The following is an 18678-nucleotide window of genomic DNA, read 5'->3' as shown; positions in this document are numbered from 1 at the left end:
ACCCACTCATACATCCACGAGTCACTCTATGAACCGTCGAACGTTCCTCTCCGGCGTCTCTTCAGGCCTCGTCGCTGCGAGCGGGTGTCTGGGGTCCGGAACGAGTACGCCGATAGTTACAGACAGAGAAGTGACCGTAGTCGAGCGTGGCTGCGGGGAGAGACAGAATACTGCATCCCTCGACTACGATAGGTCGATAGACCAACTTCGCCTTGAGGGGGTCGTCTCTGGTACGACCAACTGTGGAGGGCTCGACATCTCCTACACCAACAACGAGTCGTCGGACCGGGTTATCGTTGAGGTGATTGCCACTGATTCTGCGGACTGTCCGTCCTGCACGCGCTACTACGACTACGAGGCGACAGTTTCGTTCCGGGAGACGCCTTCTGTTGTGGTTGTGTTCCATTCCGACCCGGAATTACTCGGTGACGGGTGGACGGTACTCTTGGACGAGAGCAGCACGACGACAGAGACAGCGTAATTTCTTCAGAACTGGACTCGGACTCGTCTTGCGATGTGGTTGTGTCGTCGTCAAGACACACGAGGAGGGCCCACGAAGGGACTCGCGCATTCGGACTGTGAGTGACACGACAGCTACGGTGGTACGGGTGGTTCAACATAAAAACCGGATCACAGGGTTCACAACCCCGGTCAAAACCGCGGAGACAGGATTCGTCACAAACAATTTACACTCCCGCACCTAGGCCAAGACATGTCAATAGAAAATACTCCCGCCGTCCGAGTAGCTGAGGTGGTGCTCTCGATTGCAACCCTGCTCGGCGTGGTGGTACTCCTCGCTATCCCACCGGTTCAACTCTCGGGTATGACCGCTGGTTCGCCTGCTGGAATTGCGATTGCACTCGGGATTTGGGCGATACCGACGCTTCTCAGTGTCGTCGTACTCTACCACGTGAGCACGGGCCCGCAACGACTCGTCTCGTATCTGATTGGCGTTCTCGGCATCCTCACGCTTGGCATCATTGCGTTGAACGTCTCTGCTGTCCTCACGACCGATGGGGCGTTCACGTACGGTGGCTCCGGAGCGTTCGTTGGCCCGGTTATCGCACTCTTCACCGCATCCCTGCTTGGGGTCGTCGTGTTGCTCGACACTGGTGTGAATAGATTGACTGTACTCAGCAGCGAATAGGTACACGTCGAAGTGTCTCAACTAAAACATGAAGATACTTTTACTCGACCGCTCTTGACGGCTACTGACTCTATCAATGACTACTACCAATGTGCTGCAATATCGAAAACAACGAGCCGTGATGTACCTCGTTGTTTCTCTCTTCTCTTCAACGGTATTCATCTTCTATACGAACCCGGTTCATATGCGCGGGCTCGTGGTGAGCCTTATCGTTGGGGTGTGGGGTGTTGTGAGGTTAACTTGGACTCGGGTGTCTGCATGGTTAGCTACTGCGAATGCCCGAGTAACAGGTCTCTTTTGGGTCGTCGTTGGGACGGGTATTAGTATCAGTAGCGTTCTCGCTTCTGGCGTCGTTAGTAAACTCGGTTGGGGACTCTTTATCGGAGTTGCTGTCGTCGGCTACGGATTCTTTGTTGCAGTGACTTCCCAGAACTAGGGCGAGTCTTCGACTCACGCCCTGAGTTCAACACGACCGCAGAAATCTCACCGAACGCTGTTTGCAGTGGCGTGACGCATAGAGGATTTACTCAGTACGCGATTACGGTTCGTTTCACGCCACTTGTGGTGACACAGCCGTTCAGTAGAGGCGTGCTCACTTCTCGATTGTTTCTTTGTACGACTTCCACGTGAAGGGGATGAATATGAGGAGTATTCCACCGACTATAGCGAAAAAAAGGTTGATACTGGTATTGAACACATCTGCCAAAAAAGCAGTGAGAAAAATGAAACCACAGAGAACCCCACCCCATCCACCGGAGACGGAATCAGCGACGTCAGTAGCCTTCATTGTAGAACCGTAGGTGTAAACCGATTAAAATGTTGATTTTCTATGACTTGAGATAGAACTCCTGTTCTGAACGTCGAGGACGTCGAAAAGACCGCCGAAGAACCCCGTCAGGAAGCACGGAACGCGGAGCGAGACGAGGCTGGGCGCTGAATGTACGCAGAAACGGACTTCCTTCTGGCACTCCTCAAGGACGAAGACTGGCTCGGAAACGCCGCAGAGGCAGTCTACCGAGCCCATCAGGACGAATCCAGCTAACGCCTCTGTGACCACCACTTGTCTTCTGAGATGGGTTTCGACCGAGCCTGTTCCACGCTACACTCGACCACGAATCGGACGACTACGCTCGATTATTCGGCTCACCTAAAATCGACGGCTCTTTGTATTTTAGGCAGACCTAAAGAAATATGGACTTCGAAGAGCAGCATCCGTCGACGCGCCGAACCTATCTCAAGTCGGGTGCCGCACTCGTTACCGGCGGACTTCTCGCAGGCTGTACTGGCCAAGACACCGACGGCGAGACGACTGCAGCCTCGACCACCGAATCGTCGTCATCGTCGACGCCGGAGCAGACCACCGAGTCGACTCCTGCAGACGAGTCGTACACTGTCTCGATGGCCCCGATGGGAGAGATTTCGTTCGACAGCGTTCCCGAGACCATCTTTACCCGTCTGACCCACCACGCAGGGATGGCATTCGCGCTCGGCCACGGCGACGCCGTCAACTCGATGCACGCGCCCGACTACTACGACGCGCTGTGGAACCAGTTTACGCCGCGACTCGACGGCGTCTCGCTCGACTGGAGCGGTCTCTACTCGTCGTGGGAGCCGTCGAAGGAACGACTGTATGAACTCGACAGCGACGTTCACCTCGCGGACCCGGCGAGCGTCGCCGCACTCGGTAGCTGGGACGAAGCGGACCTCGAAGAAATCGAGGACACCGTCAGTCCGTGGTTCGGAAACACGTTCAGCGACCGCAACCGAAGCCCGCCGACCGAGTGGGCCGACCGCTACGAACACTACGGTCTCTGGGAAATCTTCGCGAAGGTCGCTGCGGTGCTCCAAGAGGAAGCGAAGTACGAGTCCCTCGCGTCGATTCGCGAGGAGATGCTACAGTCCATCTCGTCGAAGCTTCCGCCGGCAGACGAGCGGCCGACTGTCGTGATGCTCGCGTCGCGCGACTACGAGACCATCTACGCCTACAATCTGAACACACCCGGTTTCCTGACGGCACACACGCGACCACTGGGTGCGCAGGGTGCACTCGGCGACGACGTCGAATCCGGTGCGACCATCGACTTCGAGACGTTGCTCGAAGCCGACCCGGACGTGATTCTCTCACTCGGTGGGATGCACCCGACGACAGATATGGGCAAAATCAGACAGACGCTCACCGACCACCCGGTTGCGAGCGAAGTGTCTGCGGTGAAGAACGGCCGCATCTACGCGCAGGCGGCCCGCTATCAGGGACCGATTCTCAACCTCTTCCAGACCGAGATGACCGCAAAGCAGCTCTACCCCGACATCTTCGGTCCGTGGCCGACCTACGAGTCGGGCCCGTACCCGGAGATTCCCGCCGAAGAACAGTTGTTCGACCGGCAACGCGTCGCCGACATCATCAACGGCTGACCTGACTCACAGATGCAGTCGTCGGGTGCTCACCAGAGCTGAACCGCCGGCGTTCCGCAGTCGGCGCAGACAACCGCGTCGTTGTCCTTGTAGCTTCCCGTCACGAGGTCGCCCTCACAGTAGGTGCACACGTCGTCGTCGAATGAGTCGAGCAGGTGCATCGATTGGGACATACTTGATGACTCGACTCGAAGGACAAGAACATTTCTCCGGAGCGATATGTTGCAGACTAGTTATCATGCGACCCCGAGCGTGTCGAGCAGGTGGTCGATGTCGACGTTGTCGCCGACGAGGTCTGCCGCGCGTTCGTATGGGTCGGCGTGTGTACGTTCGACTTTGGGACGCTCCTGACCGGCGCACCGGTACACCGCATCGAGGAAGGCCTCTCGCGGCGACTGGTTCGCAAACAGGTCGTGGATGTAGGTTCCAGCGACGCGGTCGGTGGCTGCTCCGTCGCCCGCGAGCGTGGTCGCGTCGCCGACCACCCGAGAGCGACCCATGTGAATCTCGTAGCCATCGACTCGCCCCGTCGCTCCTGCGAGGGGGCCTGCACCGTCGAACTCGACCGACACGGCTTCGACCTGCTTTTCGGTCGAGAATCTGGTGATGATGGGGAGCAAGCCGAGACCTTCGACTGTCTCGACGCCCTGTGTGCTTTCGACCCCTGCGTTCTCGATTCGCTCCCCGAGCAGTTGGTAGCCCCCGCAGAGACCGACGAGTGGCCCGTCGAACGCCGCAAGTTCGCGGTCAAACCCGGCGTCTCGGAGTGCGAACAGGTCGTCAACGGTGTTTTTACTTCCCGGCAGGACCACTCCGTCGATGCCGTCGAGAGTCGCATCGAGGGGGAGGTACGAAACTCGAACGCCCGGCGTCGCGGCGAGTGGGTCGAGGTCCGCGAAGTTCGAGATTCGTGGGAGTCGTGGGACGCCGATGGTGACCGCCGCACTCGCTTCGATACCGTCATCATCGCCGACAGTTGCTCTCTCGCCCGCGGCCGGAAGCGACAGGCTATCTTCCTCTGGAAGACCGGGGTCGTCGTACGGGAGCACGCCGAGGACTGGGACTCCGGTTCGCGATTCGAACGCGTCGAGTCCGGGTTCGAGAATCGTCTGGTCGCCTCGGAACTTCGTGATTACCGCGCCGACGACCTGCTCACGAAGGTCGTCTGGGAGGAGTTCTAGGGTGCCGACGAGACTCGCGAAGACACCGCCGCGTTCGATATCAGCGACGAGGAGGATTCGCGCGTCCGTGAAGCGTGCGGTCTCGACGTTCGCCAAGTCGCGGTGGTGGAGGTTTATTTCGGCGATGGACCCTGCGCCCTCGGCGACGACGATATCGGCTGTGTCGGCGAGCCGTCTGTGTGATGCGAGGGCGGCGTCTCTCGCGTCGTCCCAGTGGTTTTCGTAGTAGTCGCTTGCGGTGTTCTCGCCGACTGCTCGGCCCTGTACGACCAGTTGCGAGTGACCGTCCCCGTGGGGTTTGAGGAGAATCGGATTGTGGTCTGTCGTCGGCGAGACGCCCGCCGCACGCGCTTGCACGTACTGGGAGACGCCGATTTCGCCGAAGCCGTCGCCGTCTGCCCGCGCGACGGCTCGAGCGTTGTTGCTCATATTTTGGGCCTTGTACGGCGCGACGTCGAGGCCGCGCCGCGCAAGCAACCTACAGAGTCCCGCTGTGACGGTACTCTTACCGACGTGACTGGCGGTTCCGGCGACGAGGAGCGTCGGCGACGTCATCGACCGTACCTCGGCGTGTCGATGTTCAAACTTGTCGGTCCCTGATTGGTGGTACGAGTCGTTCGACGCCCGAACCAAACCTCGTTTGAACTGTGCGAACCAAGCAATACTATGTGCAACCATTGTGACCCGACCATCTCTCGACGGTCGGTTTTGACGACAGCGGGTGCAGTCGGAGTCGCAGCAACCGCAGGCTGTCTTGGTGGTGGAAGTGGCGGTAGTGACGTCCCAGAGCCAATCGCGTTGACTGGTGGCAAGCAGTGCGATACGTGTGGGATGGTCATCGAACAGCACCCCGGACCGGCCGGTCAGGTTTTCTACCGAGACAACGCCCCTGAGGGCCACGATAACCCCGCGTGGTTCTGTAGCGCTTGGGAGACGTTCAGCTACAATTTCGCGCGGCAAGACGAAGGGTGGACGCGGGTCGTCGGCTACCTCACCGACTACAGTTCGGTCGACTACGACCTCTCCGACGACGAGGGTGCGACGTTCATCTCCGCCCACCTCGACCCCGAGGCGTTCGCTCGGATGGACGAACTGTTCTACGTCGCTGGGACGGACATCAAGGGTGCGATGGGGAGCGACCTTGTCCCGTTCTCCCAAGAGTCGGATGCTGTCGCCTTCGCCGAGGAGCAGGGAGGCGACGTGTACGAGGAATCGGATATTTCACCTGACCTCATCGCTCGACTCTGAGGTTCAGGTTCGATTCAGCGTTCTGACCGACCGCTGTCGAGTCCAGCGAATGGTTCTCACAGGCCGAGAACCGCCAAATTTCGATGATTCTCAATTCTCTGGATTCGGTAATCACTCTCTCTTTATATGCTCTATGGGGTCGACAATTCATTCGTAGGTGGATTACAATGACTACGACTGGCCAAATTGAGATACTCGGCAACAGAATGGATTTCGACTACTCAGAGGGCGCCACAGGGTACGTGCTCGTGCTCGTCCGTGTCCTCACCGGCTACTGGTTCCTCAACGCGGGGGTTGGGAAGTACCTCGGGGCAGAACCGTTTAACGCCGCTGGCTGGCTGGCAAACGGGACGATGGGGTCGCCGATTCACGGCTTCCTCGCGTGGGCCGCCGCGACGCCGTGGATGCTTGAATTCACGAACTTCATGATTCCGCTCGGACAGACCCTCATCGGACTCGGCCTCCTCGTGGGAGCACTCACCCGGTTAGCCGCCTTCTTCGGCGGCTTCCTGATGGTGTTCTTCTACCTCGGGAACGCCGACTGGGCGCACGGCTACGTCAACGGTGACCTCTTCGGGCTCATGATGTTCGCCATCGTCGGCACTCTCGCCGCGGGTCGCATCCTCGGCCTCGACGCGATAATCGAGAAGACCGAATTCGTCCGGCAGCGCCCCATCCTCAAGAACCTCCTCGGATGAGGAAGGGACGTGGCGGGGGAACACCCCCCGGCATATTCTCTCGGTAGTACGGTAGAACGTGTGACTGATGGGTGCTAATTCCAGAATTAGAATTGTGTTTTGAAAACAATACTGTTATGGTGAACGGGCGAGTACGACGAGATACATGTCCGAATCGGAACTCGTGACCGACGAACCGGTACACGTCGAATCTGTCGAACACTTCAAATCCGTCGTCGACCGCGACGGTGTCGTCCTCGTCGACTTCTACGCCGACTGGTGCGGCCCTTGTCAGATGCTCGAACCCATCGTCGAGAACATCGCCGCAGACACGGACGCGGTCGTGGCGAAAGTCGATATCGACGAGTTCCAGCAACTCGCCGGTGCATACCAGGTTCAAAGCGTCCCCAACGTGGTCTTTTTCGCCGATGGCGAACCGAAAAAGCGCGTCGTCGGAATGCGCGGTGAAGACGTTCTTCGGCGCGTCGTCGACGACCTCTCTGCCTAACCGGGAGCGTCGATGCGCTCATTACTATTGTAGAATGGGCGCAATATATTAGCCCCTCCTCCGAGAAGGATGGAGTATGGACCCGATTGTCGTCGTCGGTGGTGACGCCGCCGGCATGAGCGCAGCGAGCAAGTTCAAACGCGAACAGCCCGACCGAGATGTTGTCGTCTTCGAAAAAGGTGAGTACGTGTCGTACGCCGCCTGCGGGATGCCGTACTACGTCAAGGGGTCCGTCGAGGAGTTCGACGACCTCCTGCAGGTCGCTCCCGAAGAGTTCATCGAGGAGCGCGATATCGACCTTCGACTCCACCACGAAGTCGTCGCTATCGACACCGACGCCCACGAAGTAACGGTCGAATCACCGTCCGGGACGAGTACGCAACCGTACGACCAACTGCTCGTCGCGACCGGGGCCAGAGCTATCGAACCGCCGTTCGACGGGATGGACCTCGACGGCGTCTACACGATGCACAGTCTGGACAGCGCGAAGGCTGTCCGCAACGCCATGGAGACCCACGAACCGGAGTCAGTCGCGGTCGTCGGTGGTGGCTACGTCGGCATCGAGATGGCCGAAGCCTTCGCGGAGCACGACACTGTGGTACACCTCTTCGAGATGCTGCCCCACGTTCTCGCCCCCTTCGGTGAGATGGTCGGCGAGAAGGTCGAAGCCCACCTCCGCGACGAGGGTGTCGAACTCCACCTCGAAACGGCGGTCGATGGGTTCGACGGTAGCGGGGGCCACGTCGAGACGCTCGTCGCCGACGAATCCACCTACGACGTGGACCTCGTCCTCGTTGGCGTCGGTGTCGCGCCGAACGCCGAACTCGCAGCAGAGGCGGGTATCGAACTCGGCGAGACGGGCGCAATCGCGACCGACGAATTCGGGCGAACGAGCGCGCCTGACGTCTTCGCCGCGGGGGATTGCGCCGAAGCCCGACACGTCGTGACCGGAGAGCCTGACTACGTTCCGCTCGCGCTAACCGCGAACCGGGCCGGCCGTGCTATCGGGCAGACGATGGCCGGTGACGAGACTCCAGTCGGCGACATCGCCGGGACGGCAGCTGTCAAAGCGTTCGACCTCGAAGCTGCCCGCACGGGAATCATCGACGAAGAGACGGCCCGAGAAGCCGGGTTCGACCCTGTGAGCGTCACTATCTCCTCGACGTCGCGGGCGCACTACTACCCCGGTGCGAAGCCGATTCACATCACCATGCTCGGCGACCGAGACTCGAACCGAGTGCTCGGTGCTGCGATGGTCGGCCACGAAGGCGTCGCCAAACGAGTCGACACGGTCGCTGCCGCGCTCCACACCGAGACGACGGTCGAGGAACTGTCGTACTTCGACCTCTCGTACGCTCCGCCGGTCAGTCCGACGTGGGACCCCGTCCTGACGACTGCGAAAGTTCTCAACGGGAAGTTGGACTGACACCCGACTGCCAGATTGATATCTAAGTGATATACTGTCTATACTTTTTATTCGGACCGGCCGTAGCACGCTCCAAGCGATGAGTGGGTATTGGGGTGGGTCAGCCGAGTCTAACAGCCAGCACGGACGGGATGCGGACTCACCGACCGTGCAGCAAGATGTGCTTCTTGGCCGTATTGCGCGAATGCTGGGAACTGTCGAAACACTCGACGAGGGCCTCCACGTGTTGACCGATGCACTGCAGGCATGGACCGAGTGTGCGTTTGCTGAGGCGTGGGTACGCCCCGATTCGAACGAGCAGCGTCTCACACGGGTCGCACTCGCGACGGCGGCTGCCGACTCGGAATCCTCGGCGTCAGCGCCGACAACCCCTACGACTGAAATCGGAGACGGGGTCCCCGGGCGAGTATGGGCCGCTACAGAGCCACTTTGGACCGGTGACTTGGACGACGAGTTGGACGACGAGTGGTCGATTCCGAGTGCGGAATCCGACTCGCGCTCGACGGACTCAGTCGAGGCAGCGTTCGGCGTTCCACTCGACACCGACAGTCGGCGTGTCGCCGTCGTGGTCCTGTATTACACCGATTCGTCGGCGCTCGACGAGCAGATACGTGACGTCGTCTCCGCTGTCGTGGCTGACGCGAGCGGCCTCGTGTCACAGCTCGATGCGAACGTCGAACTCGAACGGCGACAGGAGATGCTCGACCGCCTGCTGGAGACGATACCGGCCGGAACGATGGTCACGACGCCTGACGGTGTGATAACGCGCATCAACGGCCGAGCGGAGCGAGTCCTCGGTCTATCTGAGGCGGAAGCGACCGGCAGAAAGTACACCGACCTCGGACTGACTGCCCACGACCGAGATGGCAACCCCATTCCGGTCGAGGACCACTCGATTGTCCACGTATCCGAAACGGGAGAGCCGGTGTTCGGGGCCGAATTCGGGCTCGTGGGGCCAGACGGAACAGAACGCTGGGTCGTGATGAACAGTGCTCCTGTCATGGGGGCTGACGGCACTGTCGAGCGAGTCATCAGTGTCGCCCGCGACGTGACTGCACGGGAAGAACGCGAGCGACAACTGCGCGCGTTTCGGCAGGCCGTCGAACACACCGGGCACTCAGTCTACCTCACGGACACCGACGGCACCATCGAGTACGCCAATCCGGCGTTCGAGGACTTGACTGGCTACGACGAGACTGACGTTCTCGGAGAGACGCCGAGCATCCTCAACTCGGGAGAACACGACGAGGACTTCTACGCAGACCTCTGGGAGACGATACTTGCGGGCGAGGTGTGGCACGGTGAGGTCGTCAATCGACGGCAATCTGGCGAGCGCTACACGGTCAACCAAACCATCGCACCGGTGGTCGACGACAACGGAGACATCGACCGCTTCGTCGCCGTGAACGCCGATATCAGCGACCAGAAGCGACGCGAAGAGATGCTCGAACGGCGGCGGAACAAGCTCGAACGGATTCAGCAGGTGACTGAGAGTCTTCGCCCGCTGAATCGAGAACTCGCCCGCGCGTCGTCGCGAGATGAGATTCAGCGACTGGTCTGCGAGCAGTTGGCCGTCTCGGACGTCTACCAGTTTGTCTGGTACGGTGACTACAATCCGGCCGTTGGCCGGGTGACGCCGACGGAGGTGGTGGGTGTCAGTAGTGACTTCGTCGACCAGTTTAGCGTCTCATCCCGGACGATTCCGTGGAAGTGGCACCCATTCGCCGAAGCCATTCGCACCAGCGAGGTCCATATGGCTCGGAACGTTCTCAGCAACGAGCACGGAACGGACCGCAGACAGCACGCGCTTAGTTGGGGATACCAGTCTCTCGCCGCGATTCCCGTCACATACGGGGGCACAGTTTACGGCGTCATCGGTCTCTACACCAGTCGGTCCAATGCATTCGACGAGAACGAGCGAGCCCTGCTCGGCGAACTCGGCCGTCGAATCGGACACGCGATGAACGCGGCGGAGAACAAGTACCTCCTCTATACCGACACCCTCGTCGAACTGGAGTTCCGGTCCGAAGACCCAGATTCGGTGTTCAACGAACTGACGACCGCAGTTGACTGTCGGGTGACTCTCGAAGCGATTTCCCCGGCACGCGACGGTGGATACGTCTGTTACGTGAACGTCGAGGGAGCACCGATAGCGACAGTTCGGGACCACCTCGATGCCCTGACGCCGGACGGCCACGTTCGGGTTGTCGAAGAGGAGTCTTCGGGTGGGCGGGTGGAGTTCACGCTCACCTCGGCCCCGTCCGCGACACTCCTCGATTACGGTGCCACCCTTCGGTCGCTCGTCGCCGAAGACGGAACAACCACTGTCGTCGGTGAGGTCGCACCCGAGACCGACGTTCACGAGATTATCGCAGGGATGCGTGGCCACGCCGACACGACGTTCGTCGCAAAACGAACTATCGACCGGCACGAGTCGGTCCCAGCGACGAGTCGGGAGACACTCGACGACGTGTTGACCGACCGGCAACGAGAGGTTATCGATTTAGCGTACCACGCGGGATACTTCGAAGCGCCTCGGCTCTCGACTGGTGACGACCTCGCTTCCGCACTCGATATCTCGTCTCCGACGTTCTACCTCCACGTTCGGAAGGCTATCAAACGAATCTTGGACCAACTTCTCGACGAGGAACGACACTAGATTCCAACCCGTGTGAGTTACCTCACCACGCTGCGTAGGTCTCCTATGAACCGTCGGCTTACCAGCGTCTTCCAGGAGGAACCGTGACGTACGACCTTCGGTGTACGGTGTGTGCATACACGGAGACTGCTGCTGACGTCGCGACGGCACTCGACCTCGAAGCGAGACATCTCGCCGAGGCGGGAGTCGACCACGCTGTCGATATCCTGTTGCGCGACTAACGGTCGTTTTGTCGCTCTTCGTCGATACTGTCCGAGAGGTGAGCCTGCGGTTGTCTCTGGCGGACCTAGGCTACTAGTGAGTACGATATCCCGCGGGGGCTAGAAGACTAGCGACCTGATTTGTGTATGCTGCGCGTCACACACTTATTGCCGCCCGATAGTGGGAGTCGAAGGTGGAAACTTCGGTGACGACACGCAACTCGTGTCGAGACGAGGACTTCGTGGTGGGAGTCTCGTCACACGCCCGTTCACCTTTTGGTCTGCACTCAGGGGGGAGGACAAACCAATGAAAACGTGCAACAGTTGTGGGCAGTACGTCTCAGTCGATTTCGCTCGTGTCTTTGGCACGAACAGCAATCAGGTGTTCGCGTGTCTCGGGTGTTCGACGATGAGTGAGATATCAGAACAGGGGAAAGCAGCAGGGAAAGAGAGATACAGCACCGTCTGAGGGAGACGAGGCCCGCCTGAGAGAGACGGCGGTACCTGAAAGAGACGGCGCCACCCGAGAGACACAGCACCCAGACGGTGGGAAGCTGTTTGGATTTCCGTCCAGACTACAGCCTTTCGAGTCGCGACAAGCCGTTCCAAATCGCGTCGACGAGTTTTTGATCACCAGTTCCGTCTGCGTCGTCCCACCCGCGAGCGATGGCGTCTTCGAGGGCGACGAGCGAGTGATTCTCGAAGTTGTTCATGCCACGGAAGGATTCGAGTGCTTCGACACCGTCGTCGAACTCGGCTGTCGGGTCGTCGTCGTAGAAACCGAGTTCTGCGAGCGTCTGCAACACCGCTTCCGCAGTCGCCCCCGAGAGCGACCGCGTTTCGTCGGGCGTCTCACGCTCTAACAGCGTGATGTCGTATATCTTGAACACCCGTTCCAACTCGTCTATCGGGTGTTCGTGGTCGTCGACGCGGACGTCGACCCAGCGGTCGTTGCCGCCGTCGTACCCGCCTTCGGGCTTGGCGATGTACATTGCGGCCGACTGCTCGCCGCGTTTGTCACCACCGGCGTCGTTTCCAGCGTGCAGTGCGGCCAAGAGTTTCTCGGGGAGGCCGCCTTCGGTCGATTCGAAGGTGTCGGCCATGGCTTCGAGCGTCTCGTGATTTTCGAGGATGTTCCCTTGGACGGTGTAGTGTTCTCCTTGGATGTCGTCGGCGACGTCGAAGCACTCCTCGCCGGTGAACGCGGCCACCGACCCGTCTTGGCCGACGACGCCGACCTGTCTGCTCGGCGCTTCGTCGTCTGCTTCTGTGAGGCGTTCGACGACCTCGGCTGCGGTGTGACCTTCTCTGAGATAGTCGAGGCCGTCGGGACCGTACGCGACGTTCGCAAAGCTCTGGGTCGCAATGGCACCCGCGTCTGCGCTGACGAAGGGGACGACCGACCCGACGCTGACGAACTTCGACTGGACGGCGACGCCGACAGCGTCTCGCTCGGGGTCGCGGGCGACGATGGAGAACGTCGAGGGGCGTGGTTGCATCGAACACAGTGTTCGACTGCGTGCGGTTAAGCCTTCACCACCGACTCTCGGTGCCCCGGGGCGCACCCGCCGACGCTCTTGTGTAAATAATACGACGCGAGAAACACCTATTGGGGAGGCCGAAGAAACCACATGTATAGTGAGCCGGGTCAAACGCGCTCATCGATTCCCATGAACAGTGATTCGTCCTCTATCGGCCAGTGTCCAGAGTGTGGGTCCGAACTCGGCCCCGGACAGAAGCTCATCGAGTTCGAAGAGAGCGACGGCACCACTGGCGTCTTCGCCGAGTGCTACTCGTGCGACGAAGTCGTTCGTCCCGAGTGAGTCGCTGTTCTTCTGTCGCGGCGCGTTGAAGAACGCCTCAGATTCGATACAAAAATCTCGGTCAGGGAACAGCTTTCCGTGTGTCGAATCGAGGCAAAGGCGTGCGAACGAAGCGGACGCGAGCCACGTGTGACTGGTCCCGGACGTGTCGCTGATGGAGTTCGACCGCACGCTCCCACCGACGGTTCTCCTGAAGTACTATCTGTATCAGGCGACGACGACGTTCGGATTCGTCACGCCCGTGTTCACGCTGTTTCTCCTCTGGCGTGACCTATCTTACACCCAAATCGGTACTCTCGGGAGTGTCTCGGCGGTTCTCGTGGTCGTCGGCGAGATTCCGACTGGCTACGTCGGCGACCGGTTCGGTCGTCGGGCCAGTCTACTCGTTGGCTCTGCGTTCCTCGCATTCTCGTTACTCGGATTTCTCGTCGCACAGTCGTTTTCGGCCTTCATCGCCCTGTACGTTCTCTGGGCGCTCGGACTCGCATTTCAATCCGGGAGTGACGATGCGTGGCTCTACGAGATTCTCGATGCGCGACTGGACGCCAGTCAGTTCACGCACGTTCGCGGTCGCGGCGCGTCGGTGAATCAGTGGGCCGGCGTGGTGACGATGCTCGTTTCGGGTGTGCTGTACGACTCCGACCCTCGGCTCCCGTTTCTCGTCGCGGCCGCACTTCTCGGGTGCTCTCTTCTCGTCTTGCTCTCGATGCCCACGACGAGTTCACAGACTGACCGCGAGGAGAACACTCTCTTCGACGTGCTTCCAGTCCTCAGGCGGCGGTTGACCGTCCCACCGCTTCGCTCGACAATCGTCTATCTCGCGTTGTTTTTCGGGGTGACGAGCGCAGCAAATACGTACGTTCAGCCAATCGTCACCGGGACAATCGGTATCCCCGAAACCTCGCTTGGACCGCTCTACGCTGGGTTCACGGTACTCACTGCGACCGCGAGTTACTACGCCGGTGCTATCGAAGCGCGACTCTCGACGAAGTGGACGCTCGTACTCGTCCCCGTGGTCGTCAGTGTGTTTCTTCTCGGTTCGGTCCTCGTTCCCGTCGCTGCCCTCCCAACGTTCGCGCTACTGAAAGCTGCCCGCTCCACCGTCTCTCCTATCGCTAGTGGCTACGTCAACGACCACGCCGACGCGGTCGGGCGTGCGACGCTCCTCAGCGCCGCGTCGATGGCCTATGCACTCGTCCGAGTTCCGCTGAAGCCACTGACGGGTGTCGTCGCTGATGCTACTGCTCCGCTACCCGCCCTCGCGTGTCTCGGTGGACTCTTCCTGATTTGTGCCGCCGTCGTTTGGCTGTGGGAGACTCCGGTGAGTGATTCGACACCACGATTCGACCGGCACACAGAGTAACTGCGACACCGATGCCCCAGTTTGACCACTACTGCCATTTTCTGTCGATTGACGATACACTTTATACATGCAGGAGATGACACGTGAGTACATGACGCACGGAGACTTCGATGGATATGGTGGACGACACGTTCCCGAAGCGCTCGAATCGGCACTCGAACAGCTCGCAGCGGGCTACGACGACATCGCGACCACGGATGAGTTCCAGTCGGAATTCCGTGACCTACTCGAAGACTTCGCGGGCCGCTCCACCCCGCTGTACCACGCGCGCAACCTTAGCGAGCGATACGGCGCTGATATCTACCTCAAGCGAGAGGACCTGCTCCACGGCGGCGCACACAAAATCAACAACGCGCTCGGACAGGCGCTCCTTGCCAGGAAGGCCGGGAAAGACCGACTCATCGCCGAAACGGGCGCTGGACAACACGGGACAGCGACGGCGATGGTCGGCGCGCTGTTCGGCCTCGACACGGAGATTTACATGGGGAAGAAAGACGTCGAGCGCCAGCAGATGAACGTCTTCCGCATGCGCCTGATGGGGGCCGACGTGAACGAGGTGACTCGCGGCGGCGCAGGACTCGCTGACGCCGTCGACGCCGCGTTGGAGGACTTCGCCCAAAACATCGACGAGACGCACTACCTCGTCGGGAGCGTCGTCGGCCCCGACCCCTTCCCGCGGATGGTTCGGGACTTCCAGAGCGTCATCGGCGAGGAGGCTCGCGAGCAGTTCCTCGACCGGACTGGTGAACTCCCGGATGCTGCTGTCGCGTGTGTCGGCGGCGGGTCGAACGCAATCGGGCTGTTCCACGCCTTCCGCGACGACGATGTCGCGTTCTATGGTGCAGAGGGTGGCGGGAAAGGCTCCGACTCGAAGCAGCATGCCGCACCCCTCGCGAAGGGGAAAGACGATGTGATTCACGGCATGAAGACCCGTGTCATCGACGAGGATGTGGAAGTTCATTCGGTCTCCGCCGGTCTCGACTACCCCGGCGTCGGCCCGGAGCACGCGATGTTCCGCGCTCTCGGCCGTGCTGAGTACACCGGCGTCACCGACGACGAGGCACTCGCGGCGTTCCGCGAACTCAGCGAGACCGAGGGTATCATCCCGGCGCTCGAATCCAGTCACGCCGTCGCGCGGGCGATTCAACTCGCAGAGGCGGACGCACACGACACGATACTCGTCAACCTCTCCGGTCGCGGTGACAAGGACATGGAGACTGCGGCGGAGCGGTTCAGCCTCTAAGCATCAATCCGACTCTCTATACACGTCCGGTCGGGCGTGCTGGAGCGTCTGCATGTCGCGGCGAACGTCTTCGAGATATTCGAGGTCGATGGTCGCGGTGAGCATCGTCTCGCGGTCCGACGCCTTGGCGACGACGTTCCCCCATGGGTCGACGACGAGCGTCCGCCCATAGGTTGGTTCCGAGGCTGGTTTGTCGCCAATCTGGGCCGGTGCGACGACCCACGCCTGATTCTCGATTGCTCGCGCCCGAAGAAGCGTTTCCCAGTGGTCCTTCCCGGTGTACATGGTGAACGCGGCCGGGACGAGAAACACGTTCGCGCCCTGCTGTGCCATCGTTTGGTAGAGACGCGGGAACCGGAGGTCGTAACAAATCGAGAGGCCGAGCGTCGCGAGGTCGGTCTCCACGGTGACGATATCATCGCCGGGTGCGACGTAGGCGGACTCCTGTTGTTCGACGCTCCCTTCGAGTTCGATGTCGAAGAGGTGGACCTTCCGATAGGTGTCGAGGACGGTGCCGTCGGGGTCGATAACGGCCGACGTGTTGTACACGCGCTCGGAGTCGGGGATTTGCTCGAAGAAGCTCCCAGTGTGGACATAGAGGCCGTGTTCACGCGCTTTCTCGGCGAACTGCTGGACTGTCGGCCCGGCGGCTGGCTCCGCAACGTCGGGATAGCGGTCTCTGTCGCCCATGTACGTGACCATCTCCGGGAACGTGACGAGGTCTGCACCGGCGCGAGCGGCCTCGTCGACGAACGACAGCGCTCGGTCGAGGTTGTCCTGTTTGTCGCCTTTCGAGTCCATCTGGCACGCGGCGACGACGAACTGTGACATCGTACGAGTCGTTCGTACTGGACTGTCTTGGTATTCACCATCACGCTCTCCTTTCCCACCTTGGCTGGACTGGCACTGTCTCGTGACTCAGTCGCCGAGAACCCTCGACAATCGAACCGTTGTTTCAGACTACATTTACCACATATCGTGTTTTTAGATAACGTATGACAGACACACCACACGACTACGCCGAATACGACGAAGGCAGACACGTCAACTACTGGCGTCTCGACCCTGCGCTTAGGGCTGAGGCCCGGCGGGTGTATCCAGAAAGCGAGTTCTCGTGGGCCGCGAGTCGCCTCGACGAATTCGGCGAACTCGTCGGCGGAACCATCGCGGACAACGCCGACGTAATCGACGACAACGGTCCTAAACTCCACTCGTACGACGAGTACGGGGCGGTCTCGAACGACGTGGAGTACCATCCAGCCCAGCACGAAAACGAACGACTCACGTACGAGTCGGGCATCGTCGCCGACGCGTTCGACCCTCCGTCGGGGAGAAAAGAGCCGCTTGGACTCGCCCACACGCTCACAATGCAGTTGCTGCTCTCGTACGCCGACGCCGGGTTCGTCTGTCCGGTCTCGATGACGGCCGGGGCCGCGCTCGTCCTCCGAAACCACGACGATGGCTTCCTCGACGACTACTTCGAGGGACTCACGAGTCGGTCCTCCGAGTCGGTCATCGAAGGTGCGATGTTCCTCACCGAGGAGCAAGGAGGAAGTGACGTCGGGGCTATCGAGACCACTGCCGAGCTGGTGGACGAAAGAACGTACGAACTGACCGGCGAGAAGTGGTTCTGCAGCAATATCGACGCCGAGGGGACACTCGCACTTGCGCGCCGCGCTGACGCTCCCGAGGGAACCGCCGGACTCTCACTCTTTCTCGTCCCGCACCGGACGCGAGACGGGGAGTTGAACGACCAACTCTACCGGCGACTCAAAGACAAACTCGGGACCATCAGCGTGCCCACGGGTGAAGTCGAATTCCGCGGTGCGGAAGCCTACCTCGTGGGCGAGCCAGAGCAGGGGTTCAAATACATGACGACGATGCTCAACTGGGAGCGCGTGACCAACGCGGTCGGGGCTGTCGGTATCATGGGACGGGCGCTCTTGGAGAGCAAAATCAAGGCCGCGAACCGCGAGGCGTTCGGCACCCCCGTGCAGGAGTATCCGCTGATGAAACGCGACCTCTTCGACATGGCGGTGGACTACGAGGCGGCACTCGCGTTTGCGATGGAGGCCGGGAAGTGGCTCGACCGATACGAGCGCGACCACGACGACGAGAAGACGTATCAGTTGATGCGTACGCTCACGCCGATTGCGAAGCTTCGAACTGCTCGCATGTCGGTCGACACCGCCTCGTACGCGATGGAGATTCAGGGCGGAAACGGCTACGTCTCGGACTTCGTGACGCACCGTCTCTTCCGCGACGCGCAGGTGCTCCCCATCTGGGAAGGGACGTCTAACATCCTCTCGCTTGACTTGCTTCGAACGCTCGGGCGGGAACAGACCCACGAGGCACTGCTTCCGTACGTCGAGTCGCTTCTCTCGTCCGCCGACCACCCCGTTCTCGACCCTCTCGCTGCGTCTGTCTCGGAAGAGTTCGAGTCGTTGCAGCACGCACTCGTCTCACTCGCAAATGCGGACGACGAATACGCCCAACACGAAGCGAAGACACTCGCGAACTACGTCTTCGACGTCGTGACTGCGAGCCTCCTCGTTGCGAACGCCCAGCGAGAACTCGACGCGTCGAACGATGCCCGAAAGGCGGTCGTCGCGGAGTGGTTCGTCGAACAAACGCTGCTCGACGCTCCTGGCCGAGGTATCGCCGACGGCGACGCGCTCCCGTTAGCGTACTTCGACGCGGTCGTTCGGCATGCACCACTCAGTCCCGATGCACTCGCCGAGGCAGAGACCAAGGCGCGTTGAGTGAGAGTAGTGAGTTGTGTAGAGACCGA

General features: G+C 60.5%; 19 protein-coding genes. 14 read left to right on the top strand and 5 right to left on the bottom strand.

The features are described from left to right. Positions 1–28: 28 nt before the first annotated feature. A complete protein-coding gene (locus tag C453_RS11805) occupies positions 29–481 on the top strand; it encodes a hypothetical protein (RefSeq protein ID WP_008324754.1) in 453 nt (150 codons plus the stop codon). A 231-nt stretch (positions 482–712) separates the two neighbouring features. After that, positions 713–1147 (top strand): hypothetical protein, encoded by a 435-nt coding sequence (locus tag C453_RS20530; RefSeq protein WP_241430740.1) that lies wholly within the window; start codon positions 713–715, stop codon positions 1145–1147. Between the two features lie 592 nt (positions 1148–1739). Here the strand turns inward: C453_RS20530 and C453_RS11795 are convergent. Then, entirely contained in the window at positions 1740–1934 is a 195-nt protein-coding gene (locus tag C453_RS11795; protein ID WP_008324752.1) for a hypothetical protein, read from the bottom strand. A 404-nt stretch (positions 1935–2338) separates the two neighbouring features. Here C453_RS11795 and C453_RS11790 point away from each other — a divergent pair, with 404 nt between their 5' ends. Beyond that, on the top strand, positions 2339–3559 hold the full coding sequence (locus tag C453_RS11790; protein WP_008324750.1) for an ABC transporter substrate-binding protein: 1221 nt from the start codon (positions 2339–2341) through the stop codon (positions 3557–3559). A gap of 29 nt (positions 3560–3588) precedes the next feature. On the opposite strand, the gene C453_RS20445 is transcribed toward C453_RS11790, so the two are convergent. Both C453_RS20445 and C453_RS11785 read right to left on the bottom strand, forming a co-directional pair. Continuing rightward, positions 3589–3732 (bottom strand): HVO_A0556 family zinc finger protein, encoded by a 144-nt coding sequence (locus C453_RS20445; RefSeq protein WP_169316549.1) that lies wholly within the window; start codon positions 3730–3732, stop codon positions 3589–3591. A gap of 63 nt (positions 3733–3795) precedes the next feature. Then, a complete protein-coding gene (locus tag C453_RS11785; protein WP_008324748.1) occupies positions 3796–5295 on the bottom strand; it encodes a cobyric acid synthase in 1500 nt (499 codons plus the stop codon). Between the two features lie 111 nt (positions 5296–5406). Between C453_RS11785 and C453_RS11780 the strand changes: the two genes are divergently transcribed. From C453_RS11780 to C453_RS21125, 7 genes are all read left to right on the top strand, one after another. Continuing rightward, positions 5407–5988 carry a nitrous oxide reductase accessory protein NosL gene (locus tag C453_RS11780; protein ID WP_049907661.1) on the top strand — a complete coding sequence of 194 codons (582 nt, stop codon included), beginning with the start codon at positions 5407–5409 and terminating at the stop codon, positions 5986–5988. A gap of 167 nt (positions 5989–6155) precedes the next feature. Beyond that, positions 6156–6686, top strand: coding sequence for a DoxX family protein (locus C453_RS11775; protein ID WP_008324746.1), 531 nt, complete (start codon positions 6156–6158; stop codon positions 6684–6686). 145 nt (positions 6687–6831) lie between these two features. Continuing rightward, positions 6832–7173 (top strand): thioredoxin, encoded by a 342-nt coding sequence (gene trxA, locus C453_RS11770; RefSeq protein WP_008324745.1) that lies wholly within the window; start codon positions 6832–6834, stop codon positions 7171–7173. Between the two features lie 76 nt (positions 7174–7249). Beyond that, positions 7250–8599, top strand: coding sequence for an FAD-dependent oxidoreductase (locus C453_RS11765; protein ID WP_008324744.1), 1350 nt, complete (start codon positions 7250–7252; stop codon positions 8597–8599). 184 nt (positions 8600–8783) lie between these two features. Further along, entirely contained in the window at positions 8784–11258 is a 2475-nt protein-coding gene (locus tag C453_RS11760) for a PAS domain S-box protein (RefSeq protein ID WP_008324743.1), read from the top strand. An 83-nt stretch (positions 11259–11341) separates the two neighbouring features. Continuing rightward, the gene (locus tag C453_RS20190) at positions 11342–11479 is read left to right on the top strand and encodes a hypothetical protein (protein WP_160163398.1); all 138 of its coding nucleotides are present in this window, start codon (positions 11342–11344) and stop codon (positions 11477–11479) included. Between the two features lie 286 nt (positions 11480–11765). After that, positions 11766–11927, top strand: coding sequence for a DUF7563 family protein (locus C453_RS21125; protein ID WP_449404889.1), 162 nt, complete (start codon positions 11766–11768; stop codon positions 11925–11927). Positions 11928–12033: 106 nt separating this feature from the next. Here the strand turns inward: C453_RS21125 and C453_RS11755 are convergent, their stop codons facing one another. After that, on the bottom strand, positions 12034–12957 hold the full coding sequence (locus C453_RS11755; protein ID WP_008324741.1) for a DUF1028 domain-containing protein: 924 nt from the start codon (positions 12955–12957) through the stop codon (positions 12034–12036). A 171-nt stretch (positions 12958–13128) separates the two neighbouring features. On the opposite strand from C453_RS11755, the gene C453_RS20440 reads away from it, so the two are divergent. The 3 genes from C453_RS20440 to trpB all read left to right on the top strand — a co-directional run bounded on the left by C453_RS20440 (position 13129) and on the right by trpB (position 15887). Further along, the gene (locus C453_RS20440; protein ID WP_008324740.1) at positions 13129–13281 is read left to right on the top strand and encodes a DUF7837 family putative zinc-binding protein; all 153 of its coding nucleotides are present in this window, start codon (positions 13129–13131) and stop codon (positions 13279–13281) included. 154 nt (positions 13282–13435) lie between these two features. After that, a complete protein-coding gene (locus C453_RS11750) occupies positions 13436–14644 on the top strand; it encodes an MFS transporter (protein WP_008324739.1) in 1209 nt (402 codons plus the stop codon). Positions 14645–14735: 91 nt separating this feature from the next. Beyond that, positions 14736–15887: a tryptophan synthase subunit beta gene (gene trpB, locus C453_RS11745; protein ID WP_049907679.1), complete on the top strand. Its 1152-nt coding sequence runs from the start codon at positions 14736–14738 to the stop codon at positions 15885–15887. A gap of 3 nt (positions 15888–15890) precedes the next feature. On the opposite strand, the gene C453_RS11740 is transcribed toward trpB, so the two are convergent. After that, positions 15891–16718, bottom strand: a complete 828-nt coding sequence (locus C453_RS11740) for a carbon-nitrogen hydrolase family protein (RefSeq protein WP_008324737.1) — start codon at positions 16716–16718, stop codon at positions 15891–15893. Between the two features lie 164 nt (positions 16719–16882). Between C453_RS11740 and C453_RS11735 the strand changes: the two genes are divergently transcribed. Next, positions 16883–18649, top strand: coding sequence for an acyl-CoA dehydrogenase family protein (locus tag C453_RS11735; protein WP_008324736.1), 1767 nt, complete (start codon positions 16883–16885; stop codon positions 18647–18649). Positions 18650–18678 lie beyond the last annotated feature (29 nt).

This window comes from Haloferax elongans ATCC BAA-1513 (genome assembly GCF_000336755.1).
Classification (GTDB): domain Archaea; phylum Halobacteriota; class Halobacteria; order Halobacteriales; family Haloferacaceae; genus Haloferax; species Haloferax elongans.
Note: the sequence above shows the minus strand (reverse complement) of the source record. Positions and strands in the feature narration are given on the sequence as shown.